This window comes from Nitrospira sp. (assembly GCA_029194665.1).
Taxonomy (GTDB): Bacteria; Nitrospirota; Nitrospiria; order Nitrospirales; family Nitrospiraceae; genus Nitrospira_D.
Genome location: JARFXO010000003.1, coordinates 50,503 through 77,064, shown reverse-complemented (window position 1 = coordinate 77,064; position 26,562 = coordinate 50,503). Strand labels below are relative to the sequence as shown.

25 protein-coding genes, 1 tRNA gene and 1 pseudogene are annotated in these 26,562 nt (G+C 57.0%); 7 read left to right on the top strand and 20 right to left on the bottom strand.

Annotation, left to right across the window (positions count from 1 at the left end; translation table 11 throughout):
* The first annotated feature begins 3 nt into the window (after positions 1-3).
* Positions 4-792 (top strand): annotated as a pseudogene (locus P0119_09825) (IS256 family transposase).
* A 300-nt stretch (positions 793-1,092) separates the two neighbouring features.
* Here the strand turns inward: P0119_09825 and P0119_09820 are convergent.
* The 3 genes from P0119_09820 to P0119_09810 form a co-directional block, all read right to left on the bottom strand.
* Positions 1,093-1,329 (bottom strand): JAB domain-containing protein, encoded by a 237-nt coding sequence (locus P0119_09820; GenBank protein MDF0666349.1) that lies wholly within the window; start codon positions 1,327-1,329, stop codon positions 1,093-1,095.
* Between the two features lie 19 nt (positions 1,330-1,348).
* A complete protein-coding gene (gene ltrA, locus P0119_09815; GenBank protein MDF0666348.1) occupies positions 1,349-3,034 on the bottom strand; it encodes a group II intron reverse transcriptase/maturase in 1,686 nt (561 codons plus the stop codon).
* A 563-nt stretch (positions 3,035-3,597) separates the two neighbouring features.
* Positions 3,598-3,945 carry a JAB domain-containing protein gene (locus P0119_09810; GenBank protein ID MDF0666347.1) on the bottom strand — a complete coding sequence of 116 codons (348 nt, stop codon included), beginning with the start codon at positions 3,943-3,945 and terminating at the stop codon, positions 3,598-3,600.
* A gap of 360 nt (positions 3,946-4,305) precedes the next feature.
* Here P0119_09810 and P0119_09805 point away from each other — a divergent pair, with 360 nt between their 5' ends.
* The 4 genes from P0119_09805 (at position 4,306) to P0119_09790 (ending at position 6,021) form a co-directional block, all read left to right on the top strand.
* On the top strand, positions 4,306-4,584 hold the full coding sequence (locus P0119_09805; GenBank protein MDF0666346.1) for a type II toxin-antitoxin system RelE/ParE family toxin: 279 nt from the start codon (positions 4,306-4,308) through the stop codon (positions 4,582-4,584).
* Positions 4,585-4,597: 13 nt separating this feature from the next.
* Positions 4,598-4,897 (top strand): HigA family addiction module antitoxin, encoded by a 300-nt coding sequence (locus P0119_09800; GenBank protein MDF0666345.1) that lies wholly within the window; start codon positions 4,598-4,600, stop codon positions 4,895-4,897.
* 357 nt (positions 4,898-5,254) lie between these two features.
* Positions 5,255-5,330, top strand: a tRNA-Thr gene (locus P0119_09795).
* A 235-nt stretch (positions 5,331-5,565) separates the two neighbouring features.
* A complete protein-coding gene (locus P0119_09790; GenBank protein ID MDF0666344.1) occupies positions 5,566-6,021 on the top strand; it encodes a hypothetical protein in 456 nt (151 codons plus the stop codon).
* Positions 6,022-6,076: 55 nt separating this feature from the next.
* Here the strand turns inward: P0119_09790 and P0119_09785 are convergent, their stop codons facing one another.
* From P0119_09785 to P0119_09765, 5 genes are all read right to left on the bottom strand, one after another.
* Positions 6,077-6,667 (bottom strand): hypothetical protein, encoded by a 591-nt coding sequence (locus P0119_09785; protein MDF0666343.1) that lies wholly within the window; start codon positions 6,665-6,667, stop codon positions 6,077-6,079.
* Positions 6,668-6,895: 228 nt separating this feature from the next.
* Positions 6,896-8,317, bottom strand: coding sequence for a sigma-54 dependent transcriptional regulator (locus P0119_09780; GenBank protein ID MDF0666342.1), 1,422 nt, complete (start codon positions 8,315-8,317; stop codon positions 6,896-6,898).
* Between the two features lie 24 nt (positions 8,318-8,341).
* The gene (locus P0119_09775; protein ID MDF0666341.1) at positions 8,342-9,112 is read right to left on the bottom strand and encodes a hypothetical protein; all 771 of its coding nucleotides are present in this window, start codon (positions 9,110-9,112) and stop codon (positions 8,342-8,344) included.
* 11 nt (positions 9,113-9,123) lie between these two features.
* Entirely contained in the window at positions 9,124-10,599 is a 1,476-nt protein-coding gene (locus P0119_09770) for an ATP-binding protein (GenBank protein MDF0666340.1), read from the bottom strand.
* A 182-nt stretch (positions 10,600-10,781) separates the two neighbouring features.
* Entirely contained in the window at positions 10,782-11,612 is an 831-nt protein-coding gene (locus P0119_09765) for a hypothetical protein (GenBank protein ID MDF0666339.1), read from the bottom strand.
* 155 nt (positions 11,613-11,767) lie between these two features.
* Here P0119_09765 and clpB point away from each other — a divergent pair, with 155 nt between their 5' ends.
* Positions 11,768-14,383, top strand: a complete 2,616-nt coding sequence (gene clpB / locus P0119_09760) for an ATP-dependent chaperone ClpB (GenBank protein ID MDF0666338.1) — start codon at positions 11,768-11,770, stop codon at positions 14,381-14,383.
* Here clpB and P0119_09755 read toward each other — a convergent pair.
* Positions 14,373-14,798 (bottom strand): hypothetical protein, encoded by a 426-nt coding sequence (locus tag P0119_09755; GenBank protein MDF0666337.1) that lies wholly within the window; start codon positions 14,796-14,798, stop codon positions 14,373-14,375. The genes clpB and P0119_09755 overlap by 11 nt on opposite strands.
* A gap of 156 nt (positions 14,799-14,954) precedes the next feature.
* Here P0119_09755 and P0119_09750 point away from each other — a divergent pair, with 156 nt between their 5' ends.
* Positions 14,955-15,530, top strand: coding sequence for a Uma2 family endonuclease (locus tag P0119_09750; GenBank protein MDF0666336.1), 576 nt, complete (start codon positions 14,955-14,957; stop codon positions 15,528-15,530).
* A 109-nt stretch (positions 15,531-15,639) separates the two neighbouring features.
* On the opposite strand, the gene P0119_09745 is transcribed toward P0119_09750, so the two are convergent.
* The 11 genes from P0119_09745 to P0119_09695 all read right to left on the bottom strand — a co-directional run bounded on the left by P0119_09745 (position 15,640) and on the right by P0119_09695 (position 26,555).
* A complete protein-coding gene (locus P0119_09745; protein ID MDF0666335.1) occupies positions 15,640-16,365 on the bottom strand; it encodes a DUF3313 domain-containing protein in 726 nt (241 codons plus the stop codon).
* A gap of 89 nt (positions 16,366-16,454) precedes the next feature.
* Positions 16,455-16,616: a hypothetical protein gene (locus P0119_09740; protein ID MDF0666334.1), complete on the bottom strand. Its 162-nt coding sequence runs from the start codon at positions 16,614-16,616 to the stop codon at positions 16,455-16,457.
* Positions 16,617-16,887: 271 nt separating this feature from the next.
* Complete coding sequence (locus P0119_09735; protein ID MDF0666333.1) at positions 16,888-17,115, bottom strand: DUF2283 domain-containing protein; 228 nt, start codon at positions 17,113-17,115, stop codon at positions 16,888-16,890.
* Positions 17,103-17,414 (bottom strand): hypothetical protein, encoded by a 312-nt coding sequence (locus P0119_09730; GenBank protein ID MDF0666332.1) that lies wholly within the window; start codon positions 17,412-17,414, stop codon positions 17,103-17,105. The genes P0119_09735 and P0119_09730 overlap by 13 nt, the downstream gene beginning before the upstream one ends.
* Positions 17,415-17,451: 37 nt before the next feature.
* A complete protein-coding gene (locus tag P0119_09725; GenBank protein MDF0666331.1) occupies positions 17,452-18,279 on the bottom strand; it encodes a DUF3387 domain-containing protein in 828 nt (275 codons plus the stop codon).
* On the bottom strand, positions 18,276-20,957 hold the full coding sequence (locus P0119_09720) for an HsdR family type I site-specific deoxyribonuclease (GenBank protein MDF0666330.1): 2,682 nt from the start codon (positions 20,955-20,957) through the stop codon (positions 18,276-18,278). Before P0119_09720 ends, P0119_09725 begins: the two co-directional genes overlap by 4 nt.
* On the bottom strand, positions 20,954-21,823 hold the full coding sequence (locus P0119_09715; protein ID MDF0666329.1) for a nucleotidyl transferase AbiEii/AbiGii toxin family protein: 870 nt from the start codon (positions 21,821-21,823) through the stop codon (positions 20,954-20,956). Before P0119_09715 ends, P0119_09720 begins: the two co-directional genes overlap by 4 nt.
* Positions 21,820-22,353: a type IV toxin-antitoxin system AbiEi family antitoxin domain-containing protein gene (locus P0119_09710; protein ID MDF0666328.1), complete on the bottom strand. Its 534-nt coding sequence runs from the start codon at positions 22,351-22,353 to the stop codon at positions 21,820-21,822. Before P0119_09710 ends, P0119_09715 begins: the two co-directional genes overlap by 4 nt.
* A gap of 209 nt (positions 22,354-22,562) precedes the next feature.
* On the bottom strand, positions 22,563-23,132 hold the full coding sequence (locus P0119_09705; GenBank protein ID MDF0666327.1) for a hypothetical protein: 570 nt from the start codon (positions 23,130-23,132) through the stop codon (positions 22,563-22,565).
* An 83-nt stretch (positions 23,133-23,215) separates the two neighbouring features.
* Positions 23,216-24,925: a DUF559 domain-containing protein gene (locus P0119_09700; protein ID MDF0666326.1), complete on the bottom strand. Its 1,710-nt coding sequence runs from the start codon at positions 24,923-24,925 to the stop codon at positions 23,216-23,218.
* A complete protein-coding gene (locus P0119_09695; protein ID MDF0666325.1) occupies positions 24,915-26,555 on the bottom strand; it encodes a class I SAM-dependent DNA methyltransferase in 1,641 nt (546 codons plus the stop codon). The genes P0119_09700 and P0119_09695 overlap by 11 nt, the downstream gene beginning before the upstream one ends.
* Positions 26,556-26,562 lie beyond the last annotated feature (7 nt).

Sequence of the window (26,562 nt, the reverse complement as noted above, 5' to 3'; positions counted from 1 at the left end):
TGGCATGAAGAGTTAGCCCTCTGGCAAACCCGACGCGTGGATGACCTGGAAGTCGTGTATTGCTGGGTCGACGGGATCTACGTGAAGGCCGGGTTGGAGAAGGAGAAGGCCGCACTGCTCGTGGTCCTGGCGGCGTTGAGCGATGGGCGGAAGGTGGTATTAGCAGTCACGCCGGGGTATCGGGAATCTACCGAGAGTTGGGGCGCGGTGCTTCGCGATCTGCGGGAGCGCGGGTTGCGGCCGCCACAGCTCGTGGTCGGCGATGGGCATCTGGGGATCTGGAAGGCGTTGCGTCAAGTCTATCCTGAAGCCGAGGAGCAACGCTGTTGGAATCACAAGATCATCAATGTGCTCGATAAGCTCCCGAAACGGCAACAAGTCGCGGGCACGGCGCTGCTCCGACAGATTCCGGCAGCGCCGACACGCCGGGAGGCGGAGCGACGGCGCGACCAGTTTGTGGCCTGGTGCGGACAGCACGGCGATGCCGACGCGGCCAAGTGTCTCATGGCGGATTGGGAGCGGCTGGTGGCCTTCTACCGATTCCCGCAGCCGCACTGGCAACATCTGCGGACGTCGAATCCCATCGAATCGCCGTTTGCTGCGGCCCGCTTGCGGACAGATGCAGCGAAGCGCTTCAAACTGGTCAAGAACGCGACGGTGGTAATCTGGAAGATGCTCTTGGTGGCAGAGCACGTCTTCCGTCGCGTGAAACATCCGGGGCTCATGCCGCTGGTCTATCGAGGAGTCCGATTTGCGGATGGTAAGCAGGTGCACACGGAGGTCGCCGCCTGATTCTCTTTACACACCTATTGACAGGACTTCTTTGCAATCCTAGTGAAGGACCTTTTCTACTTCCCTACGCGATCTTGTCGTCCCCATCTTCTGGGGATAAGTTTGTGAGCAAGTCGAGCGATACGCAAGCGTCACCGCAAAGCAAGGACAGGTCAGCATGTTGCCTATTTTCTAGGCGTCCGCTTTATCAGAAGCAGACCACCAGTAGTGGTAGGAACTTGGAATCTTCAATGTGTCGACATGGGCAATCTGCCCAAAAGAACAATCGACGGTAGATGCGACGGGGCTTTCGCTGTCGCCTCACAACGGCCAGCCCTGATCTGCAAAGCTATAGAGACGGTCGTCACCGAGAATGAGATGGTCGAGTAGCCTGATGCCCAGTACGTCTCCGGCTTCCCGCAGTCGTGTAGTGAGCGTCCGATCTTCAGGGCTCGGCGTGGGATCGCGTGAAGTAGGGACGGGAGCGTCATACACATCTTCCAATGCGCGATTTCTCCCATCCCTCTTCCCGAACCGGACGTGCGAGTTTCCCCGCATCCGGCTCTCCATTCGACGATTATGAGCCAGCCCTGAAGCCATGCGCCATGTGATGGTGCGTCCGGCATAAGTTCTCCAGATCCTTCACCGCCCAGGACTTGAGTCCCTTCTTGTGATGAACCTGTAGATCGTTCTGGTCCTTGCAGACGATGCACGCAAAACCGTCCCGCTTGAGCACCTTGAGCCGGCGCGTATGCCAGTCCTCAGGAACGTTCCGGTTTTCATCGAGACCTCTGACGGTTCGATAGATGGCCGGATCAGGTCCCTTGAAGGCCTCCGGAGTGTGGTGCTCAGGATCATCAACGAGGTACGGGTGAGCAAAGCCGGCCCGACCCTTCGCGTAGTATCGTGAGCGCTTGAGCTCCTTTGGCGACGGGAGCCATTGATGGATTTCAATGCCTTCCGTTCTGGCAACCCACCGTTGCCGCCGTAAAATGGTGCGTGATTTATCCGTGATGAGTTGCACTTTCCGGCTACCCTTGTATTTGGCCAGCAGCCAAGCGTGGTACCGGTGCCATGCATACCGACTGATCGCCTCCAGATCCGTGTGTAGGGAGGTGTGCTTGTAGTACGCACACCAGCCCCGGACGACCTGATTGAGCTGCATCATTTTGGTACCCTCATCGTAAAGCGTTTGATTTCTGCCTGTCAGGCTTTTGATCTTGGCTTTGACGTGCTGAACACTTTTCCGAGTGGGTCTGAGATGCACCACCCAGCGTCCTTCCGGGTTGACTCTCCGAACCGTGAAGCCCAGAAAGTCATAGCCCTTGTTGACATGTGTAATCAGGGTCTTTTCTTCCGACAAGGTGAGTTTGAGTTCACCTTCCAGAAACGCCTTGATGGCCGCCTTGGTCTGCCGAACGCCTTCGATGCCGTCATTGCTGACAACCACGAAGTCATCGGCATATCGGACCATGGCATAGCTGCCCTGCCCCGATAACCGTGCCTTCCGTCTCTCAGACTGCGGCACCTGCCATTTCTGCACCGCCCATTTGTCAAACTCGTTGAGGTAGACATTCGCCAGCAGCGGCGAGATGATCCCGCCCTGCGGCACCCCTTCACGGGTTGTGGCAAACAGGTGATCGTCCATGACGCCCGCTCTGAGAAACCGATGGATCAGGCTCAAAAGCTTCCGGTCCGCGATACGTTTCTTGAGTAACCGCAGGAGTATTCGATGATTCACGGTATCGAAATAGCTCTTGAGATCGCCCTCGATCACGTAGTAGTGCTTCATGCTGGTATTCGCCAGTGGCATCAGCACTGCAATCGCGTCCATCGTGCATCGTCCTTTCCTGAAGCCAAACGAATAGGGTTGAAAATCGCTCTCGTAGATCGGGTCCAGTGCCATCCTGATGCCTTCCTGAACGATCCGGTCACGTAGGGCCGGAATGCCCAGCGGCCGTTTCTTTCCGTTGGCTTTCGGGATGTGGACACGTCGTACCGGGAGTGGCTGGTACGTGCCGCGCTTCAGTTGCTCGATGAGCATGACCATTTGGGTTTCATAATGGTCTTTGAAGTAGTCGCGGGTTGTCCCATCAACCCCGTCCGTTTGACTCCCCGGTCGGGACAATACGGCGGAGGCCGCGTGATGAATCCAGGGTTCCCAGTGTAGAAGGTCATACAGACGGTCAAATCTGTATTCCGGATCATCAGTGGCTTTGACGGCTAGTGTTCGCTGCTTTTGGGCAATCTTCGATCGTGGCATTACCGCCAATCTCCTGCTTAGTTTGCATTGAACCTACACTTCATCGAACTGCCTCCCTTCGCCATGCGGCTGGCTTTCCCAACCTCGGACTACTATGGAGGCTCCGCTCCCTGTCCGCATGCGGGTTCAGGCCCCCTCATCTCGTTGCCGAGACAGCGGCACAGGGTTCCCAAGTTCACATAAGTAACGTCTGCACCTTGCCGTAGACTCTGACTGTACCCCTTGCCCGGCGCGTTGCCGTGCTCGCTCCCGGGGAATCGACCTGTACTGTTTGGAGTGGCCGATTCCTGTCCCTCAGAGACAGCCCCATCCATCCGAGATGTGACTTCCGGCAGCTCCGCCCTGTCCCTACCTTCATAACGGGCGGTCCAACCTTCGAGGCGTTGAACGTCAGTTTCTTTCGTAGTCATAGCAAGACTCTGGCTGGCAGCTCTCGGCGTCGTAGGGGACGCTTCAGCCACGTTGTCGAGAAGGCTTCACACCGCCATCCGCCTAATGGACGACGGCATGCTTCTCTCGCCATCAAATAACTCCCGTATTTGAACAACTGAGTTGCACTTTACTTATGCGCTTCTTGGCGCACCGGAGGGGTGGTTATGAACGGCCAAAATCGCACAGGCGTTGAGGAGGATGGCCGGTTTGAAGACTTCACGAGGGTGCACAATGCTAAGCGTGAGCGACCCGATCGAGACGATGTTCACGCCGATGCTGGCGTTCTTGGCATCGAGACAACAGACGAGAAACTGCTCGCGATCGAGACCAGCAAAGCATGGACGCAGCGCAGCAGCCGCGGCAGCGGAATCACGAAGCAGACCGCAGGGAGCGGTGTGACCGCCCTCAGACACGAGCGTGATACGGTACCTCGGAATAAAGCGTGGAACGTTGAGTTGCTTGACGGATTGTTTGGCCATGATGGCACCTCCTGCATGTTGAACGAACTGGCGCTTTCGCAGAAACCGAAGCGCCAGGACAGGTCAACGGAGGTGACAGGGCGAGGACTGCCGAAGAAGCACGGGCGGATGAGCGTTCAGCGGCGGCCGTGACAGATCTGTGCTGGCGCGGACGCTGCGTCAGGCGATCAGTGCGCGGCTGGCCAGCGTCCATCCATGGCAGAACAATTCCGATGGACCGACGAGGACAGCAGATTCGGCGCAAGACTCGTTCGAAAGACCACGCGAGTAGCTCAAAGCTGCTTTGCCTGCGGGGTGACGTGACCCGGCAATCATCTGTCGCTGTTGACAAATGTCAAATGACGTTTTACAGTCACAGCGGTGATTCGAAGTTTCCGGCATAAGGGCTTGCGGCTTCTGTTCGAGCACGACGAGGGGAGGAAGCTCAAGGCTGATCAGCTCGACCGGCTGCGATTGATCCTCTCAGCGCTCAACGCCGCAGAAACGGTTGAGGATATGAATCAACCGACCTTTCGCCTGCATCCGTTGAAGGGAAATCGCAAGGGTTCGTGGGCTGTCACTGTTCGGGCGAACTGGCGGGTCACCTTTCGGTTCACTCAAGGACATGCGTACGATGTGGATGTAGAGGACTATCATTGAGAGGCCATCCATAATGATGAAGAATCCTGTCCACCCTGGGAAATTGGTCGCAGCCAATCTCGAGGAATTAGGCCTGAGCGTGGCGGCCGCCGCCAAGGCGATGAAGGTGACGAGGCAACAGCTATACAACGTCATCCGGGGGAAGAGTGCCGTCTCACCGGATATGGCCTTGCGGTTTGAAAAGGCGTTCGGCGGTGGCGCGGCGATGTGGTTGGGGATGCAGGCGGCCTATGATCTCGCGCAGGCGCGAAAAGATCAACGCAAAGTCAGGATCCGACGGCTTGCGGAACATCGGCTAGGGGTTGCGTCGTAATCACGGGCCAGTGACGAGACCGGTGCAGCCGAGCCAGGACATGCAAAGACCGGCGCAGCGGATCAGGCCCGAGCGAGCACGCCCAGATCGAGTCGAGGAACACCCGGGCCGGCGAATGCTGGAGAAAGGGCAAGCACACACATTCCACCGGGACAGAGGCAGCCACGCACGGACAGAGGATGACCTTACTCTCTCGCACTGATCGCACGAGCGTTCCAGTGACACAACGCGGTGTGGAAGAGGACGTTGTACAGGCCGCCAGTAAGCTTGGAAAATAGCTCCAGGGAAACACGCCCGGAACACTTGACCCCAAGGCCGAGAGTCTGTAAAAGTGTAACTCATTCAAATCATTGGGATGCTGGCGTAGCTCAATCGGCAGAGCAGCGGTTTTGTAAACCGCAGGTTGGAGGTTCGATTCCTCTCGCCAGCTCCAAACCAAGCTCGCTCGATCCGGAGCGCTCCCAATCTGCGCGACGGAATAAACGCCTCCTGTGAATCCATTTCTATTGTTCGACCAGGAACCCGTATGATTAGCAGACGGCGAGAGTTATGATTCAGAGCCGAGCGGCGACGGATGGACGATTCGACTTCTCCGGCCTTGCCCCGGCCCAGAGATCCACCAACTCAAACAGATTCTCAGCCGATCAGCCACTCGTAGAATTGAAAGGATGTCTGTGACCTTCACGATGGATACGATGATTCGCCTGCTCCGCATTGCCAACATCGCGATGCTGTTGTTGTACGTACTAGGAACTATCGTCCGAGTTTCAACAGAAATCAGCAGACTATCGAAGGGAGGTTTCGCACCGCTGACTGCTTTCCTCATCGTCGCGTTGCTTGTGTTTGTGCTTCACGTTCTTTCGCTGTCTTACGCCTGGCGTGGGTTAGGTTCAACAAGTACACTAAGGGTTGTGCAGACCGCATGGCGCCTGAACATAATCTTGGTCCTGTTCAGTTTGTACCAGATCGTCACTTCTCTGCTGGACAAGACGGAAGATTTTCTTTCAAACCCTCCCTTCACCATCTTGGTCATACTCAATGTCGTTGCCCTGGCAAAGCGCAAATCCATGTTGAAAGCAACGCCGGCCGCCCCTCCAGGAGGAGGCATTTCACCAGCCGAGTGAAGATCGCTACATCCCGTTCCTGTGCTACAAGCCGAATAGGGAACCTCATCCCGCCCTACTGTGATGGATAGCTATCGATCGGAATCATTAAATGGGCATAGGGCGTTCCGGCCCACATGACCCACGGTCCACCGTTTTTTGAATCAGTCGGCACATTTTTCAACATCTGCCGATCCGGCAAGAGAATCATCAGATGCGCACCGAGTCCTTCCACCCAATCATCTCCGGGCTTCGACTCACCGGCATAGGGGTCCGTATTGCTCGCCGGCCTGTCACCTTGCAACATATAGGCAATGCCGACTTGGGTAATGACAGGATCCTGCTTGTTCTGCTTCGCCTCCATGAAGGTGAGCCAAGGTTCGTTCATGCAAATCGGATCCGTGCCCGGCGTCTCAGGATTGTCGGGCATGCAGGTCCATCCATTACCGCCTCTGCGAACCACGCGCCCATCGCGGCTTATGATCGTTGCGTGTTTTGACAAAGACGACGGTGCGGCCCGTTCAGCCTCGGTCGATTCGGCTGCCTGACGGACCACGTCACGGCGCGCCCCTCCCTCAGCGAAAACCAACGAGGATGATAGTCCGGCGACCACGGCCAAGATCAACGCTCCGGCCTGCACAATCATGTCTGTTCCCTCTCGCGGCATACCTACCTCTCCTTTCTCTCTGGAACGTAACGCCAGCGATCGATCTCCTAAGTGCTCCAAGAGTGGGAGTACAATGGAAAAGGCACGGCACGACGGACCCGGGCCACAGACTTATAGGAGATGGGGGGCAGGCACGGGGCTGTCCGAAACACAAAGGACCGCGTCACCTGAGACGCAGCTCCTTCATTATTCTACCTATACTGCTTCCCAGCTCGAAGGGGCCGGGATCTATCGGTTCGCCTCGGTCATATTCGCTTCGCTTTCGAGCTCATCTATCTCCGAATCCGGCTTTCCACCTTTCGTGGTCGACGGATGAAGACCATATTTCCTTAGCATCTTGTAGAAGTCGGCTCGGTACCGCCCGGCGAACTGTGCAGCACGAGAGATATTTCCGCTCGTCAATTGGAGAACATTTTTCAAATAGGTCCGCTCGAAATCTTCTTTGGCCTCTGTCAGCGGCTTGAGGGGCGAATCTGGGGCCACAGTGACCGCCGGCAGCAAATCCGGCGTGAGCATATCTTGCCGCGACATCACCACGGCCTTTTCAACTACGTTTTCCAACTCGCGCACGTTGCCCGGCCAGGAATTGACCATAAGCCGATGAAGCGCGGCGGGGGTGAATCCCTTCACCTCCTTGTTGGCCCGCTTCACGCTGAGCTTGAGGAAGTGTTGAGCCAACAACGGGATATCGTCCCGCCGCTCCCGCAGGGGTGGAATGAACAGAGGAACCACTGAGATTCGATAGTAGAGATCATTACGGAACGTCCCGTTCTTCACCGCCTCGCCGAGGTCCTTATTGGTCGCTGCAATGATGCGAACGTCCACCTTGACCGAGGTCTCCGACCCCACTTCTCGAACCTCTCGTTCCTGTACGGCACGCAACAATTTGACCTGCATGGACAACGGCATCTCCCCGATCTCGTCGAGGAACAGCGTGCCCCCGTTGGCCAATTGAAACAATCCGCGCTTCGCGCCAAGGGCGCTCGTGAAGGCGCCCTTCACATGCCCGAACAACTCGCTCTCGAACAGCGTTTCGGGTATGGCGGCGCAGTTGACCGCCACAAAAGGCCCCTTCCCACGCCGACTGTTCGTATGGATGACGCGCGCCATCACCTCTTTGCCGGTTCCGGTTTCGCCGAACAGCAAAATCGTCGCATCTGAATCGGCTACTTGCGCGATTTGCTGGAAGAGCCGTTGCATCGCCGGACTCCGCGCCACGACATTTTCGAGTCCGTACAGCTCTTTGACCAGCGACTTGAGCCGCTGAATCTCTCGGCCCATTCGCTGTTGCGCGAGCGCTTTCTCAATCGTGGCTTTCAGCTCTTTGTCATCAAACGGCTTCGTTAGGTACCCGAAAGCTCCTCGTTGCATCGCCTCGACAGCATTTGGAATGCTCCCATGCGCCGTCAGGATGATGACCGGAAGACCCGGATGGCTTCTGAGTAGTTCTTCGGTCACGTCCAACCCATCTTCCCCGCGAAGACGCAGATCGGTGATCGCTAAATCAAACATCGTTTTCTTCGCCTCTCCGACCGCGTCCTTCCCCGTGGTACAAGGTGTGACACCAAACCCCATCGCGGACAGCCGCATTTTCAACAAATGCAACAGCCCCTCATCATCGTCGACTACGAGAATGTTTTCTTGCTCCATAAGCACCATCCCTTCTAAGAATCGTTACGGTGTCGTTTCATGGCCGGGAACCGGAACGGTGGGCAATGGCGGACGTATCGGGCGCACCTTTTCCCGCATCTCCTGATCAATTCGTTTCAGCGCCTCAAGTTGCGTAGACAGCTCCTCAATCTTTCTATCCCGCTCTGCAAGCTGTTTTTGCAGATTTTGAACCGTAATGGCTGAATCTTTCGTGGCCGAATCTTTCTTCGACGATAACGTCCCAATCTTTTGATCTCGTTGGGCGAGTTCACGTTGCAATACTTCAACGGTCTGAGAATCGCCGTCCTTCGATGAGCGAATTTGTTGAATGGCCCTCTGTTGACCAAGCAAATCTCGCACCAGGCGATCTGCAACGAGCGCTGAGGATGAACTAGCCTTCGCGAGGGCTGGTGCTGTAAGCACCGCTTCCGGCCAGGATTTAGGTCCGGGAGTAGAAGGTTCATGCAGCAACTGAAGCCAAGCCTTACTCGACTCCGCCAGTTGGCTCTGTGGAGCGACGGCCACGACTTTTTCAAAATATTTTTCAGCCACTTCGCGACTTTCATAGAGCCCGAGTAATGCCCGCGTAAAATACACATGGTCGCAGGAGTTCGATGTTCCACATTTTGAGGCCACACCTTCTTGCTTCTTTGCAAGCGTCTGAAAAACTTCGAGATCGCGAGACTCCACAAAAAAGTAGGGATGAGAACGGGGTGGTGGCGTTGTCCAGGCCGCACAGCCTGTCAACAAGTAGATAGAACTGATGATGATAATGGAGGCTCTTGTCAGCGACATCGCTCTTCTGGTCACACTTGTCCTACCTTCTCCGGCCTTGCCAACCGTAGGATAAACCGTACAGTCGCCCCCTTGCCTTTCTCACTTTCAATCCAAATTCTCCCACCGTGAGCTTCAACGACGTTCTTCACCAATGCCAACCCCAATCCGCTCCCTTCCGTATGCCTCGCCTTCATGCGGCCTTGAACAAAACGCTCGAACACATGGGGGAGGTCCTCTGCGGCGATCCCAGGTCCCGTATCGGAAACAGCCACCTCGAGGGCACCGGCTTGTGAGTCTGGCTTCATCTGAACCTTCACCACACCCCCCTCAGGGCTGAATTTCAGAGCGTTTGACAGTAAATTGTCGAGCACTTGTTCCAAGCGGGAGGCATCAGCCTTGACCCACGTCCGTTCCCCGATGCTATCCAGCATAAGTTGCACATGTTTGGAGTCCGCCAACAGACGCACCTTGTTCATGGAGATTTCGGCGATTCGGTGGAGTTCCACCGGGACAATGCGATACTCCATCATCCCGGCTTCCATTTTTGATAAATCCAGAATCGTGGAAATCAGATGGATCAGCCGCTTGCTGCTGTCGGCCATAATCCGAAGGATTGTTCGCTGCTCCTGTACCAGCGGACCTGGAATCTCATCGAGCAGGAGGTGCGTGCCTTCTTGAATGGAGGCCATGGGGGTACGCAATTCGTGAGACACGTGCGCGAGGAACTCCGTTTTCATATCGTCTATGTCCTGCAGCTTTTTGCCCATCCAATTCACGGTATCAACCAACTCGCGCAACTCCGCAGGAGCTTTGATTTGAAGGGATGCCCCGAGGTTTCCTTGCCCGATCTGTTTGATGTGCCCCTGCAGCTGCCGGAGCGGACGCAAAATCGTATAGCTGGCAATACCGGCAAGCCCCAACCCGAATACCAGCGCCACCAGGACAAGTTGCTCGGTGACGGCCTCCGCTTGGGCGGCGCTTGCTCGGGATTCCGTCACCCCGACATTCACTCGAGCCTCGTGTAAATCGACGTAGCCCTGAATCGAAGCAGACATCCGATCCATCAGACTATCGCGTCGGTTTTCGTACTCGGGAGTAGGCTGACGAATCTTCCCCTTGGCGATCTGCGATTCATCCTGAAACAGCTTCAGCTGCTCCTTCAGCAGCTCGTCTGTCTCTTGGAGCAGCTTCAGCCCCTGCGGAGAGCTTTCCTGATCCCGTAGCAATTGAAGACTGCGCTTAAACTCATCCACCTCCTCGGTCAGACTCGTCAGAAAGGTGTGATCTCTGGTTGCAAGATATTTCTTTTCACTATTCAATTGAGCATAGAGCGAAGCCAACAGTCTCTTCGCAGATTCAGCAGCTGGATAATGGTAGGACGTCATCTGGGTACTCATTGCCGTCAACTGCCGAAGCTGAAGGAGGGCGTAAATATTGACTCCTCCCATGACCGTAATAATGACGAGGGAGGTCATCACCAACCGCCAAAAGATCGAAAGTTCCACGAGTCTGTACCTTCTCCACGCCACATAAGTGAAGGAACAAGCTCACGTGTAGGCTAACCCATACACTATTTCATGTCCGATCACAAGCCAGGGCCTATCAACGGCCTAAGAAGCGTCTCAAACTGATACAGGTGTACAAGTAATGAACCAAGTCGTGGTGACAGCCTATCCTGACTTCACCCCTACTGCCTGGCACCAAACTGGTGAGAAAATAGACGTTGCCGTCTGGAGGACCCATGAAGCGAGGCAAAAAGGTGGCCGCGAAACAGCAAAATCGCCATGGCCACAGGCGGAGTCAGGAGTAGCAGAATAATCCCTTGCCCTTCGGAATCCAAGCCCACATAGGATAACCACCCCCCGATCGCGGTGAGCGGCAGCATGAGGATTTGGAAAAAGTCGAGGCCCGCTCCCCGACCCACACGGCCGGACAGCGTAAAAAATTCCTGCAGCCCGCTCGGCGAAAGCACCACCGGCAAGATGAGAATCGCGAAGGGGAGGAACCACTCGACCCAATGCTCCAACACAAACTCATAGGAAGTCTTGAACACGTTGAGCGTTGAATCATGGCGGACTTGATAAATCACCTCCGGCGCCGGATTCAAGAGGATGAAGACCAGAAGCAGAAACGCCGACAAGAGAAACTGCCCGTATGGATTCGCTTGCATCCCCATATCGAGCAGCATCGTCGGCAGCCACAGCACGAATCCCACGCCGATCACGTCCCAGAAATAATGCCCGAAGCTCTCGGTCACATCCCTGAGTTGAATGGACCTCGCTCCACTGAGAGACTGCTCGATCAGCCGGAGAGTCGCGCCCACCAACAACGCGTTGACGATGCCGAGTATGAACCCGCCTCCTATTCCGAATGGAGCGGCGATCCGTGAGGTTCCCAAAAACAGGATGGCGAATACAATGAGCGCCACCACGGTCAGCCAGCTTCGAGCGAACGAACGCCCCGTCGCATACAGGACATGCCGGTACAGCTGAAGCGTGGCTGAAACAAGGTTGACCATGCCGCTGCGTACCCTAATCGGGATTGAGCCAGAGGTCAAGAACTAGTCGCGCATGGAAACGGAAAAATGGATTCCATGGATTCTTGGTTGACTTGCCCCGACCTGATGATTATCACATGTTTCATCAACACGTATCTCTTCAGGAGTGAGTCACCATGGACATGAACCGAATGACGATCAAGTTGCAAGAGGCACTCCAGTCCGCCTCTGCCCATGCGCAGCGAAGAAGCCATCAGGGCATCGATGTCGAGCACGTGCTGTTGGCGCTGCTCGACCAGGAAGGTGGAACGACCCCGGCGCTGCTCGAAGGGGCCGGTCTTGCCCTACCTGCGGTTCGGCAAGCGGTCGAACAAGCCCTGGCAAAGCTGCCGCAAGTGCAAGGTTCCGGGGCGGCTCCCGGTCAAATGCACATCGCCACCCGTCTGACTCAGGTCCTCAACCGTGCGGAGGACGAACAGAAATCGCTCAAGGACGACTTTCTCAGCGTCGAGCATGTGCTATTGGCCATGGTTCAAGAAGGAGGAGTGCTCAAGAAACTGGGACTCACCAGAGACCGTCTCTTGTCCGGATTGCAACAGGTGCGCGGCAATCAGCGCGTCACCAGTCAGGATCCGGAAAGTACCTACCAGTCGCTGGTGAAATACGGGCGTGATCTAACTCAATTGGCCGGACAAGGCAAGCTCGACCCCGTCATCGGTCGTGACGACGAAATCAGGCGTGTGATTCAGATTCTCTCACGTCGAACGAAGAACAACCCGGTGCTCATCGGCGAACCGGGGGTCGGAAAAACCGCGATCGTGGAAGGGCTGGCAATTCGTATCGTCAAAGGGGATGTTCCCGAAAGTCTCAAACAGAAGAAGCTCTTCGCATTGGACATGGGCTCGCTTGTCGCCGGAGCCAAGTTTCGCGGTGAGTTCGAAGAGCGGCTCAAAGCGGTATTAAAAGAAATTCAATCCTCCCAAGGTCAGATTCTGCTGTTCATCGACGAATTGCATACGGTCGTCGGGGCCGGGGCGGCCGAAGGCGCGATGGACGCGGCCAACCTGTTGAAGCCGATGCTGGCGAGGGGCGAATTGCACCTCATCGGCGCCACGACGCTCGACGAGTACCGGAAACACATCGAAAAAGATGCCGCTTTGGAACGTCGCTTCCAGACGGTCCTGGTTGACCAGCCGTCCGTGGAGAACACCATTTCCATTTTGCGCGGCCTCAAAGAGCGGTATGAAGTCCACCATGGCGTGCGGATCAAGGATAGCGCCCTGGTCGCGGCGGCGAAATTGTCGCATCGCTACATTTCCGATCGGTTTCTTCCGGATAAAGCCATCGACTTGGTCGATGAGGCCGCCGCGCGGCTCAGGACGGAAATCGACAGCCTTCCGGCTGAGCTGGATGAGGTCTCACGCAAGGTGCTTCAGCTGGAAATTGAACGGGAAGCCTTGAAAAAAGAAACGGACCCGGCGAGCATCGCCCGCTTGGCCGCTATCGAGACCGAGCTGAACGAAAAGCAACGCGACCTGCAGGCCCTGAAAACCAGGTGGGAATCGGAAAAGACCTCCGTCGCACGCCTTCGCAAAACCCGTGAGGCGATCGAAGAGGTCAAACTGAAGATCGATCAAGCCGAACGGGCTTATGACCTCAATCGGGTGGCTGAGCTGCGGTACGGAGACCTGCCTCGACTCGAGCGGGAGTTGGAACTGGAACAACAGCAGTTAGGGGAAAAACAGGACGAGACAAGACTCCTGAAGGAAGAGGTGGATGAAGACGAGATTGCCGCCGTGGTCAGTCGGTGGACCGGTATTCCCGTCTCCCGTTTGCTCGAAGGGGAAACCGACAAACTGTTGAAACTCGAGGAACTGTTGCATCAACGTGTCGTGGGCCAAGATGAAGGCGTGCGAGCCGTCGCGGACGCGGTGCTTCGTGCCAGGTCGGGAATCAAAGATCCCAATCGTCCGATCGGTTCATTTCTGTTCCTCGGCCCAACCGGTGTCGGGAAAACAGAATTGGCCCGTGCGTTGGCCGCAATTTTGTTCGACGACGAAGGAAACCTGATCAGAATCGACATGTCAGAATATATGGAAAAGCACACGGTCGCCCGCCTCATCGGCGCGCCTCCCGGCTACATCGGGTACGAAGAGGGAGGGCAACTCACCGAAGCTGTTCGACGGCGCCCATTTTCGGTGATCTTGTTCGATGAGATCGAAAAGGCGCACCACGATGTCTTCAATGTTCTATTGCAAGTGCTGGACGATGGACGACTCACCGATTCACAAGGCCGCACGGTCGACTTCAAGAATACCGTGTTGATCATGACGTCCAACATCGGCAGCCCGCACATTCTCGAAGCGCAACAACGGGGCGCGTCGTATGAGGAGGTCAGAACGGTCGTCATGGGCGAACTGCGCCAACATTTTCGCCCTGAGTTCTTGAACCGGGTCGATGAACTCGTGGTGTTCCATCCACTCGGCACCGAACACTTGATCAAGATCGCGGACATTCAGCTGGAGCGTCTCCGCAATCGATTGGCTGAACGGCGGATCACCCTGACACTCAGCCCAGCCTCGCTCAGGCACCTGGGGGAACGTGGTTACGATCCGGTCTATGGAGCACGGCCCCTCAAGCGCCTCATTCAGCAGGAATTGGACACACCGATCGCACGATTGCTGGTCAAGGGAGAGTTGCGGGATGGCGAAACGGCGTCGGTGGATATGAAAAACGGGGACCTGGTCGTGGTGCCGACAACGACCGCGCAGGCGTCTTCGCCTAACCGATAGACACAACGCCTCCGTCGGCATCTTGAGTAAGCCCGCTCCTCTGCTGCTTGTCAAGCTTCCACTCCGTCGGCGACACATGCAGCAGGCGGCCTTTCATCGTATGAAACTCTCCTCGCGACAAAGACACCACGTCGGAGGCCTTCACTTCGACATGAAGAAGAATTTTGCCGGACTCAGATTCTTTCATCGCCACGCTTTGGTTCGTCTTCGTTAATTCATAGGCGCGCCGTTCGTTGAACATCATGGTGCTGTCCACCACCTTCGCCAGCATTCGGCCGTTCGCGTCAAACAGTGCAAACGTCACCAGGAGATTCCCGGTTGAAGAATGTCGAGCCAGTTGGATTTGCGGCACACCTTCGACTTCAATGGTGCCGTTAGAATTGCGGTAGAGATTGGAGCCGATTTCAATATCCATGTTCCTTGCGCCTCAATGTGGTAATCGTTCAGCCGTCCTTTGTATCCCTGAAGCCCGCCCATTTTCAATCCTATCCCACAACTATCTTGCTAGACAGGTCGATCGCTTGTGACCAGCCTGGTGGTTTGTTACACTCAGCTCAGCCGATGCGAGGCAATGATGGTCGCCCCCGTTATACAAACGAAGCGCTGGACCCGCCTGGAATACGACCGTATGGCTGAGGTGGGGATTTTCAGTCAGGATGATCGCGTCCAATTAATTGAGGGTGATATCCTCACGATGACTCCCCAAAACAGTCCACAGGCATCAGCCATCGGAAAAACAGAACGGGCCCTCGAACGGCTCTTCGGATCCAACGTGTGGGTGCGAGTGCAAATGCCGCTCATCGTCGACCCTGATTCAGAACCGGAACCGGACCTGGCGGTCGTTTCTGGAACGCCTGACGACTACCGAGACGAACACCCACGGTCGGCGTTGCTTGTCGTCGAAGTGTCCGATACCACCATTTCATTGGACCGAGACCGCGAACGCGCCATTTACGCCCGCGCCGGCATCCGAGAATACTGGATCGTCAACCTCGCCGAACGTTGTCTGGAAGTGTACCGAGATCCGGTGGTTGTTCCCGGCCAAGCAAGTGTGTACGGGTCATCCCAGAAGCTCGCTCCTTCCGACCGCATCGCTCCGCTCGCCGCCACCACAGCTACAGTCGTCGTCGCCGATTTGCTGCCGTAAGGTCAAATTGTAACCTGCCCTCGCGCTCGACGCCGGTTTTCGTGCGATCGCCATTGCTGACTCGGTAACGCTGTGGACGATCTGACTGATGTGGCGGCTAACCCATCCCTCACTCCTTCGGCGGCGTGCAGTGGGATTCCCCGCGTTCACGCTCTTTGCACAGCCGGTACCGGAGCTGCTCCGCCCAAAACGCCAAGGTTTGATGAACATCGTCCCAGGAGTCGAATGAATGAGCATCTAGATGCCGCTTGCCGACTCGCCGGTCGGCGGAAGCGCCAAGTACTTCTCCCGTTTGAGCATCCACAATCTTCCCCTCAATGCTGGCCTCCCCAACGAAGAGCGGCTTTCCGGTCCCTAGGTCCTTCAGGAACGAGGCAGCGGCAAGGTAATTCATCGGAGCGGGGATCGTGGACACGGCGCGCAGGACGACATACGACTGATCAGCCCGCGTGATGGCCGCCTGAATGCGCAGGGTATTCGGCCCCGGCACGGAAACCATCTCGTAATCTTTCGACAAACTCTCGTACATCAGGCCGTACAACATATCAGCCACCGCCTGGAGCTCCTTCTGTGGAGCGGTCTTATGCTCCTCAGCCGGTGGCCCCCACATGGTCACCGGTTCCAAGAGCATCTTCTTGTACGTCCCGCGTGGGATGAGAGCCACGCGCGGGCTCTTGTACACCAGTAGCGCCTCTCCCTCCTTGCCTTTCTGCATCAGTGGGTACAGATCGCCAAGAAAGCCTGATTGTTCCATCGACCTCGCTTGCTTGGTCGAGGCACATCCGACCAGCAGGGCCACCATGATGAGCAATACGACACGGGACGATGCAACCATCAGACACCTCCCTAACTGATGACGATGATCCTGGGCAATGTTTTTTGCTGACGCAGTCGGCTAATCTTTCCTTGAAACTCTCCTACCTATTACGCCGATGATGATGGTGCCGACAGCGCGGCCGCTGCTGGAGCCGGCGTGTCACGCCCCACCGGGACGAATACCAACATCGACCGCACCTGACCGCTGAACTCCTCTCGCAGCAATCGAAGAAACTCCTGCACCAGCGGCCCATACTCTCGCTGCATCACGTCCCCTTTCTTTCCTCATGCAATCCACCGCATCGACGGCCGCCGGTTTCACAATGTCGGCATTGTAGCGAATGTGCCGAGGGATTAACAGAACAGAGGCAGGCTCAATGTGGACAAAACAAGTGGCCTTGCATGCGTATGGTCTTACGACCTCGAGTGTACTTCGTCAGACATGGGTATCCGACCCCTTTGGATTGTCCGCTGCACCACTGCCTGCAATGTCGCTTCATCCAGAGAGCGTTGATCGGTCATGTCTCTGCCGCCTAGCCCCTCACGGCTTATTCTTCACATATTCTTCCAACCGGCGTCCAACGCCGACGATCGTCAGCCCCACGACCTCCTTGGCTTGCTCATCGTATCGAACGACGACCCCTTCCCTGATATCAAGGCCCACGGCGGCCTTCGGCTTGCCGAAGCTCAGGTAGAGCGTATCGGCGTCGTCATTGTAGTCCCAATCCAGAGGCACATCTTTTCGTTCGAACACCTTCACAGCTTCCATATGATCCTCCTCCAGACGGCTGGACGACTTGTGAAATACGCGGTTACCACAAAACCATCACCATCGCTCAATTCTCGATACATGACAGCACAAGCTTTCTGGGACAGCGGCGTTTTCGGATACGACTTTACCGCAATCAGCGTCTCGCTGTCCCCTTCTTGAACGTAGTCCGGCTGATTCACTGTTTCCAGAATGCGGTCTTGTTGATCTGCCATTTCAGGATGGCGCGCGGCAATATGGCCAAACCGCTCAGGAGTGAGGCGAATGGGAACACCCGAAACAGAACGGATAATCTTCAACGCAGGCCGCCTTCCCGACAAATAACGACAGCCACTCTCATGCCACCACTTCGCCGCACAACACCTCTGCCTGTTCCAGTACAGTCTGCGTCGCCTTTTCTTGCTTATCCGGCGGATATCCATACTTGCGGAGAATACGTTTCCCAATGACGCGCAGCTGAGCGCGGACGTTCTCCCGAACCGTCCAGTCGATCGTCACATTTTTACGCACCGCTTCAGCCACTTCGCGCGCGATGGCCCGTAGCGTCTCATCCCCAAGTATCTTTACTGCACTGTCGTTGGTTTCGAGCGCATCATAAAACGCCATCTCTTCCTCGGACAGACCAAGCCGTTCCCCTCGTTCATGGGCTCGCCGCATATCCTTGGCCAAGCCGATCATTTCCTCGATCACCTGCGCGGCCTCAATTGCTCGGTTCTGATACTTCCTCACCACCTGCTCCAACATTTCTGCAAAGGACTTTGCCTGCACCACATTCTTGCGAGATCGCACCTTGATTTCTCTGCTTAGCAACTTCCGTAACAGTTCGACAGCTAAGTTCTTCTGCGGCATGCCGCGCACTTCGGCGAGAAACTCATCAGAGAGGATAGAGAGATCCGGCTTCTTGAGCCCGGCAGCAGCAAAGATGTCTACGATCTTGTCGGACACCACGGCCTTTGAAATGATCTGGCGAATGGCATGGTCGAGCTCTTCATCAGTCCTCTGCTCGCCCGGTGTGCTCTTCGCCAGCACCGCACGCACAGCCTGGAAGAATCCGACATCATCCCGAATCCGGAAGGACTCCTCATGTGGCACGGCTAACACAAAGGCCTGCGAAAGCTCCGTCACGGCACGGAGGAGCCGTGTCTTACCATCTGGCTGCTTCAAAATATGCTCTTGCGCAGCAGGAGCCGCTCTTGCGGCTTGCCGGTCATCCAGAGCGACCAGTCAAACGCCCTCACTAGGCCGGCAGGCGTGTTGTATGAACCGAAGAGGCCTCGACAGATTTCATACTTCTCCAGCATCACCGCGACAGCCTCTGCCTGGTCAATCGCCGTCTTCCCCGTCCCACCGCTTTCTGTGTAGGTCGCAAGAGCTTGTTTCAGTTCGTCGGCAAGGCCAAGGTAGTCCACGACCAATCCACCAGGCTTATCCTTGAACACGCGATTCACTCGCGCAATGGTCTGCATCAGCCCATGCCCACGCATCGGCTTATCGATGTACATCGTATGGAGACTCGGCGCGTCAAAACCAGTCAGCCACATGTCACGAACGATGACGAGCCTGAACGGGTCCTTGGGAGCACGGAACCGGAGCGCCATGTCTTCTCGGCGTTTTTTATTCCGGATATGGCCCTGCCATTCGATCGGATCGGACGCCGAGCCGGTCATGATCACCTTCATCGATCCTTGGTCATCCGCATCGGCATGCCATCGTGGACGCAGGGCAGCGATCTCTCGATAGAGCTCCACGCAAATCCGTCGGCTCATACAGACCACCATCGCCTTCCCATCCATCGCCCCAAGGCGGTCTTCGAAGTGATCCACGAGGTCCCGCGCGATCAATTTGATCCGATTCTCCGACCCCACCACTGCTTCCAGCTGCGCCCACTTGGTTTTGAGCTTCTCCTTGCGTTCGACTTCTTCCCCCTCGGTCGCCTCTTCAAACTTGGGGTCGATCTTTGGCCGCTCGGACGCCTTCAGTTCGAGCTTCGCAAGCCGGCTCTCGTAGTAGATGGGAACGGTCGCCTTATCGATGACCGCCCGCTGGATATCGTAGATGCTGATGTAGTCGCCAAAGACCGCTCTGGTGTTGGCATCGGTCTTCTCGATCGGCGTTCCGGTGAAACCGATGAACGAAGCATTCGGTAGCGCATCCCGCATATGGCGGGCAAAGCCATCGATGAAGTCATACTGGCTCCGATAGGCTTCATCCGCGATCACGACGATGTTGCGTCGATCAGACAAGACTGGCATGCGCCAGTCTCCCTCACCCTCCGCTTCGCTCCCTCCTCTCCCACTGGGAGAGGGCTGGGGTGAGGGTGCCGCCGAAGGCGGCATGAACTTCTGAATGGTGGTAAACACCACGCCTCCAGAAGCCACGCTCAACTTTGCGCGCAAGTCAGCCCGGTCGGTTGCCTGAACTGGGTCCTGCCGGAGCAGGTCGCGGCACCGAGCGAAGGTGCCGAAGAGTTGATCGTCTAGGTCATTGCGATCGGTGAGCACCACGATGGTGGGGTTCGCCATCGTCGGATGGAGGATGACTCGCCCCGCATAGAAGGCCATCGTCAGGCTCTTCCCCGATCCCTGTGTGTGCCAGACCACACCAACCCCTCGATCCCCAGGTTCACCACCTGGCTGATGCCCAGACTGGTATTGACCTAACGGCTCAGCAGCTCGATGCTCTGCCGCATGTCGAGCAGCCCGCAAGGTTTCCTCGACCGCCACATTCACCGCGTGGAACTGGTGATAGCCCGCCATCTTCTTAGTGAGCTTTCCCTGGCCCTCGTCCTCGAAGACGATAAAATGGCGCACAAGGTCCAGAAACCGTCGTTTTTCAAAGACTCCCTCCAGGACCACTTGCAGCTCAGACATCGTGGGAGCCGCGTCCTGACCCCCCGCAATCGTTCGCCAGGGCTTAAACCATTCCTTCCCAGCCCCAAGAGTCCCAATGCGAGACTGCACTCCATCAGAAATGATCAGCGCTGCATTGGTAGAGAAGAAGGAGGGAATCTGTGCTTGATAGGTTTGGAGCTGCTGATAGGCACTCCAAATCGTGGCGTCTTCGTCCGCTGGGTTCTTGAGCTCGATCACCGCCAGCGGCAGCCCATTCACGAACAGCACCACGTCCGGCCGTCTTGTATGCTGACCTTCTGACACCGTGAACTGATTCACGGCGAGCCAGTCGTTGTTGTCGGGCCTGTCGAAGTCGATGACCCGGGCCTGAGCCCCGGCAATCGAGCCGCCTGCCTGCCGCGTCCGCCCAGCAGCGATCTCTCTCTTCAGCCATGTACGACCGTAACCGGTCTTGAGCCATTTCTCACGCTCCACAGCGGCTTTGCGCGATGCATGCTCTTCGTAGTGCTCCAGATGGACGGGCCTGTGTTTGCGTGTATGATCTGCGGCAGTGCCGGCAAGGTGCTGATGCCAACGTTGCTCTAGATTTTCCGTCTGGCCGATATAGATGCTTTCATCGGTGCAGCGGATTGCATAGACGAAAAAATGGCCTGGGCGCGGCGCAGGCAGGTCCTTGCGGCGATACTCAACAGTGATCCCATCGACCAACAGTCGATGCACTGCGCGGTTACGCTCCACGAGTAAGGACGCATCCATGCGCGTGAGTTTACGGAATGCATCTTCCAGCGCCTCGGACGGCAGGTCGGGGTTAAGGCGCACCAGAGCCTGGCGCAGGCGGCCTTCCAGCACCACATCGCGGTAGTTCGGGTCGCTGCGCTCCGCGGCGGGTTCACCCGCGGCGATGTCCGGCCCGTGCAGCACCCGGTAGCCCAGCACTTCGAACCAGCTGAGGGCTGCATCTTCGACAACGGACTCGGTGAATGCAGTCATCGCATCTCCGGTAGCTTCGATGCCTGGCTGAGCGGCACCTGGAGAAACGCGCGCACTTCGCGCACCACGACTTCCAGGGGCGGTCCTTCCAGACGATTCTTAGCGAGAAATGCGTTCCACTGAGCCTGCTTGACCTTGTCATGGGCGAACTGATCCTCCAGCCCCAACAACATGCTCGCCGGTAACGACGTGCGACGCCTTTCGAACGTTGCACGAATCGCCTCGGACAGAACGCGCGGGTCGATGGCACCTCCGCGCGCAAGCGCCAGCAGATCAAAATAATCTTTCATCCGGCTGTTGGCTATGCCGAGAGTTGCGATCGCCTCAAGCTTTTCTGCAATCACCGTCTCGCGCGGATACACCTTCAATCGCGGCGCGGGGAGATCATCGAGCAGCGTCGGATACAGCGCCTCTTCCGGCCCCGGTGTGACCGCGTCGCCATAGCCAACGTCGAGCTGCACCGGACAGCGGGCATTCTTCAACCTGCCCGTGAGCGTGACCCGTAATCCTACGTAGCGCGCATCTTCCCGGATCTCACGGACCCGCATCGAAGCCGGCTCATAGCTCATGCCGTCCGGCACGTCGATCGCGCACGCCTCGCGAACCATGGATTCCAACGCGTCTTGATCCGCCGGTTCGAACCCCAGGAAATCCGCATCGCGCGTCGGTCGATGCGGTACGTCGAACCACAAGTCGAAGAGCAGTGCGCCCTTGAGCCACAGCCTGTCGCGTGCGGGGGTGCAGGAAAGCCGGTAGAGGAAGCGCTCGATGCCGTAACGGGTAAGCACCTCCTGGAAGATCTCGCCGCGCGCCTTCGCGCGGGAGGAAAGCCGCGCATGGATGGAGGCGGCAAGGTCTGCCTTCACGCGGTCGCCTCCAGGTACGGGCGCATCACATTGGCAACACGGTTCACCTTCGCGCAGAGCCACAGCTCGTCGGCCGTCGCCTTTCGTTCGCGCAACACTTCCCTGAGCGCATCGAGCGCGACGTCGAGCCCGACCTTGTTCCGGAATTTGAAACAATCCGCCACCGTCTTCGCCGGGCTGGTAATCCGCAGCGCCACACCTTCCGCTTTTCTCACATCCACACCGTACCGCAGCGAGGCTTCGGAAAAGCGCACGGTCCGCAGCGGCGGATAGTCGAGGCGGGGTGGATGATCTTTGTTCGCGATGGCGATCCACACCTCGAACGGCGATTGCGTCGTAATCTCGTGGAAGCGCAGCGCGGTGAGCAGGCAGAACACGACGTTAGGCGCTCGCTTTGCCACGGTAACGAGTGCGCTGTGTTCGGTCCCCTGATAGTCCGCCGGCGCATACAGCCCGCGCCCGATCCGTTGCAGCTTTCCCGCCGACACCAGCCGCGCAATCTGCATGCGTGTGATCCCAGCCTGCTCCAGCTCGCGCGCGCGCGGCGCCTACCTTGCGAAGCGCCTTCCTCAGACGATCTTCCATGGATCTCACCATCACATCATGTTACATAGTTGCGGTAGTTAACGACAACTACCGCAAAAAAGAAACGGTCGTACAGCGATAACCGGTCCATGCAGCTCCTGGTAGCCCAAGCCTTCGAGCCAGGCGAGGGCGGCGGATTCGACGATGGATTCGGTCAAGCCTGCCATAGGCCCTTGAACGGGGGCGGTTCACGAATCGCCCCTACCGCCTGCGGGTTCTCGCGATCTTCCTCCCAATGGGCGGGATTGCCGACGATGTATCGGCGAATGTGGATGAGAGCTTCCTCGCTGCGGACGATGTGCTCGTAGTAGTTGCGCTGCCAGACCGGAACACCAGGGGAGTTGTGCATTGTATTGAGACGTTTGGTGGAGACGGTTTTGAATGCCCCGATCAATCGCCCGATGGGTTTACGGTTCTCTGTAGGGGCGGTTCGCGAACCACCCCTACCGTCCGGCCCCGTCAGAATGATGATGCCGTGCAGGTGATTTGGCATCACCACCCATTCATCCAAATCAACATGAGGATATCGGGCAGACAGCCACAGCCACGAATCCGCCACCACCTGCCCACATTCATTGAGCCGCATCTGGCCATCGACGACGTTGCCAAACAGACAGGCCCGATTCTGTGTGCACATCGTCACGAAGTACGCACCGGCTTGTGCATAGTCGTAGCCCTTCAGTCGAATGGACCGACGATGGTGCCTGCCGTGATTCATCGTCATCACATTCTTCCCTTTATGAACCCATCACCCGTCCAATGGATTTACGATTCTGTGTAGGGGCGGTTCGTGAACCGCCCCTACCATCAGACCCTGTATGAATCATGATTCCGGGCAGTTGATTCACATCCTCTCTCCATGAACCTCCCTGCATCCTTCACCCGCAGCTCCCCCGAAATGAGCTTGGGCAGCAGCGTATCGCGCAAGGCAGTGAGGGTGCGCGAATCTCGCCGACATTCGAGAGTTCGCGCAAGCAGAGTTTCAGACATGCGATCGAACGCTACGACAATGGACGAAGGTGGAAAGACTACTGGGACGTTGAGAATGGACTCGACTTGCGCTCGCTGATGGCTCTTCGACGTTCCTGTTACAAGACTCTCAATCTGCTGGCGAAACAACGGCGTGCGTGCGAGGCAATAGACAAAGCCTCTCGTGAACGGAGATCTCCCGCGAAGGACCAGAAACTCCGTTGAGCACACTGCTCGGTCGGTCGGGCTTACGTCAACGAGCCACACCCGCTCGATCTCGGGATTGAGCTTGGAAAGCAAGACGACGCCCGCTGGCACACGAGACTTCTGGCTCTTGATGCCCTCGCCGTATTCAGTCTTGGGGCTTTGCCCCTCGTCAAAGGCCGGAAGACTGAAGTGGTAGAAGAGCACATCCGGCGACAGAAGAGGATTCTCCTGATCCTTTAAATGATCCACCACGTCACCGAAATGACCAACCGCCCACCCCCTTGGAATCTCCCCTAGTTCGGAGTCTTCGAAGGAATCGGGGAACAATCGGTCGAGATCCTCGACCGAACCCTCACCCTGACCCTCTCCCAGTGGGAGAGGGTGTGGAGACGTGGGCCGAACGCCCTCGGCGATGGCCCGAAGCACGGACTCTGGATCGTCCAGCAGCTGCTGATTCGGAAACTGCAAAACGGTGAACTCCTGGGCCTTCATCCACGCATCACGCTTGTGATCCTTTTTTCGCTTTTCGGCATGGATGCCACCGTCCAGTTCGATGACCAGCCGATGTTCGTGGCAATAGAAGTCGGCGATGTAGTCTCCCATCTGGTGTTGACGCCGAAACTTCAAACCCATCAATTGTCTGTCGCGGACCAATTCCCAGAAGATAATTTCCGCAGGTGTCTGCTTCTTTCGCAAGGCTCGCGCTGCCTCAACCAGCCCTGCAAAGGCATACCCACAACGATAATGATTGCTCCCCTCGCCCTTTGGGAGAGGGGCTGGGGGTGAGGGTTGATTTCGAGCGCGGGCGGCGTTTCGCCGCACCGGATCGAAATCAACGAACCACGACTTGAAGAGCGACCGCGCCATCGCCTCCAGCGTCTCGTTCATCTTCCGGTTCAGCTCAATCTTGTCGTCCAGCGTGCCGAGGATGTGGGCGATGGCGCGTTGTTCATCCGGAGGCGGAACCTGAACTTCAATCGGATAGATGAAGTTCCTGTTCAGGGACGGCTGTGCACTACCAGAGTTGAAGCAACTGAAGTCGAGTGCCTTTAGGAAGTAGTAGGCAAAGCGCGGGCTGTTCTCCCCAAAATCTGTGACGTAGAGACCAGTGTTGTGTGGCCAGAAGTCCTTTTCGCAGTAATGCACTTGTCCGAACGATGCACCACTTCGCCCGATGACAATCCCCGGACCTTTCGCCAGCGCTGTGTCATGAAAGCCGTTCTGTCCGGCGGCGCCCATGACGGGAACTGTGCCGGGCCTGCGCTCGGCGTCGGTCAGGTCGTGACCCCGCTGCAGGGTCACAAACCCTCCAAGCGTCGTATCGCGCCACTCACTCGCCATACCCAAACTCCTTCAGGTTAGCTCCAATCGCGGCATCGAGTTTCGCTCCCTCAGCTTGCTGCTCGCGCAAGGTCGCGATCAGCCGCTTCATCTTCTCCTCGAACGGCTCGGCATCATCTTCGGCAGCTTCAGCGCCGACGTAGCGACCTGGCGTGAGCACGTGACCGTGTTTACGGATGTCGTCGAGTTTCGCCGCCTTACAGAAACCAGGGATGCCCGAATATGGAATTGGATTCCCGCTTTCGCGGGAATGACGATCGAAGGAGTCGCCGCGCCAAGCATGATACGTCCCGGCAATCTTGGCGATGTCGGCATCGGTCAGCTCCCGGTGCACACGGTCCACCATGGTGCCGAGCTTGCGCGCGTCGATGAACAATACCTCGCCCCGTCGGTCTCGGTATCCCTCACCCCTAGCCCCTCTCTCACTGGGAGAGGGTGGCCGAAGGCCAGGTGAGGGTTGCCCACGCTTATCGCGAGCAATGAACCAGAGACAAACAGGAATCTGTGTCGAGTAAAACAATTGGCCCGGCAGCGCCACCATGCAGTCTACGAGGTCGGCTTCAATGATGGCTTTGCGGATCTCACCCTCGCCCGACTGATTCGATGACATTGATCCGTTGGCGAGCACGAAACCGGCAATCCCGGTGGGAGCCAGATGATGGATGAAGTGCTGTACCCAGGCGTAGTTGGCATTGCCCGTAGGCGGCGTGCCGTAGACCCAGCGCTTGTCATCTTTCAACAGCTCGCCGCGCCAGTCGCTGTCGTTAAAGGGCGGATTGGCGAGCACGTAGTCGGCTTTGAGATCTGGGTGTTTGTCGTTGTGGAAAGTGTCGCCGTGCGCGATCTGCGCGTCGATGCCACGGATGGCAAGGTTCATCTTGGCCAGCCGCCATGTGGTGTAGTTGGACTCCTGACCATAGATGGAGATGTCACCGAGCTTGCCGCTGTGCGCCTCGATGAACTTTTCGCTGCTGACGAACATGCCACCCGACCCGCAGCAGGGGTCATAGACACGGCCCTTGTATGGAGCCAGCATTTCAACGAGCACGCGGACGACTCTGGAAGGCGTATAGAACTGTCCGCCCTTTTTGCCTTCGGCGCTGGCGAATTGCGCAAGAAAGTATTCGTAGACCCGACCCAGAATATCTTTGGCCCGATCCGCCGGACTGCCGAGGCCGATATCGCTGACCAGATTGATGAGCTGGCCAAGCCGCTGCTTGTCGAGCCCTGGCCTGGCATAATCTTTTGGGAGAACTCCCTTGAGCGACGGGTTATCCCGCTCGATGGCGCTCATCGCATCGTCGACGATCGTTCCGATGGTCGGTTGCGGAGCACTCGCCTTGAGATGTGACCACCGCGCTTCCTTCGGTACCCAGAAAATACTCGCGGCTTTGTATTCGTCTGGATCTTTCGGGTCTGCACCCTGTTTCTTTTGCGCCTCAAGCTCGGCATGTTTCGCTTCGAACGCATCCGAGATGTACTTGAGGAAGATCAGGCCGAGCACGACATGCTTATACTCCGCTGCGTCCATATTGTTTCGCAACGCATCGGCCGCGGCCCAGAGCTTTGCTTCAAGTCCTGCTGATTCGCCGTTCTTAGCTTTCGCTGATTCCATCTTCGCTTTCGACATGCCCTAC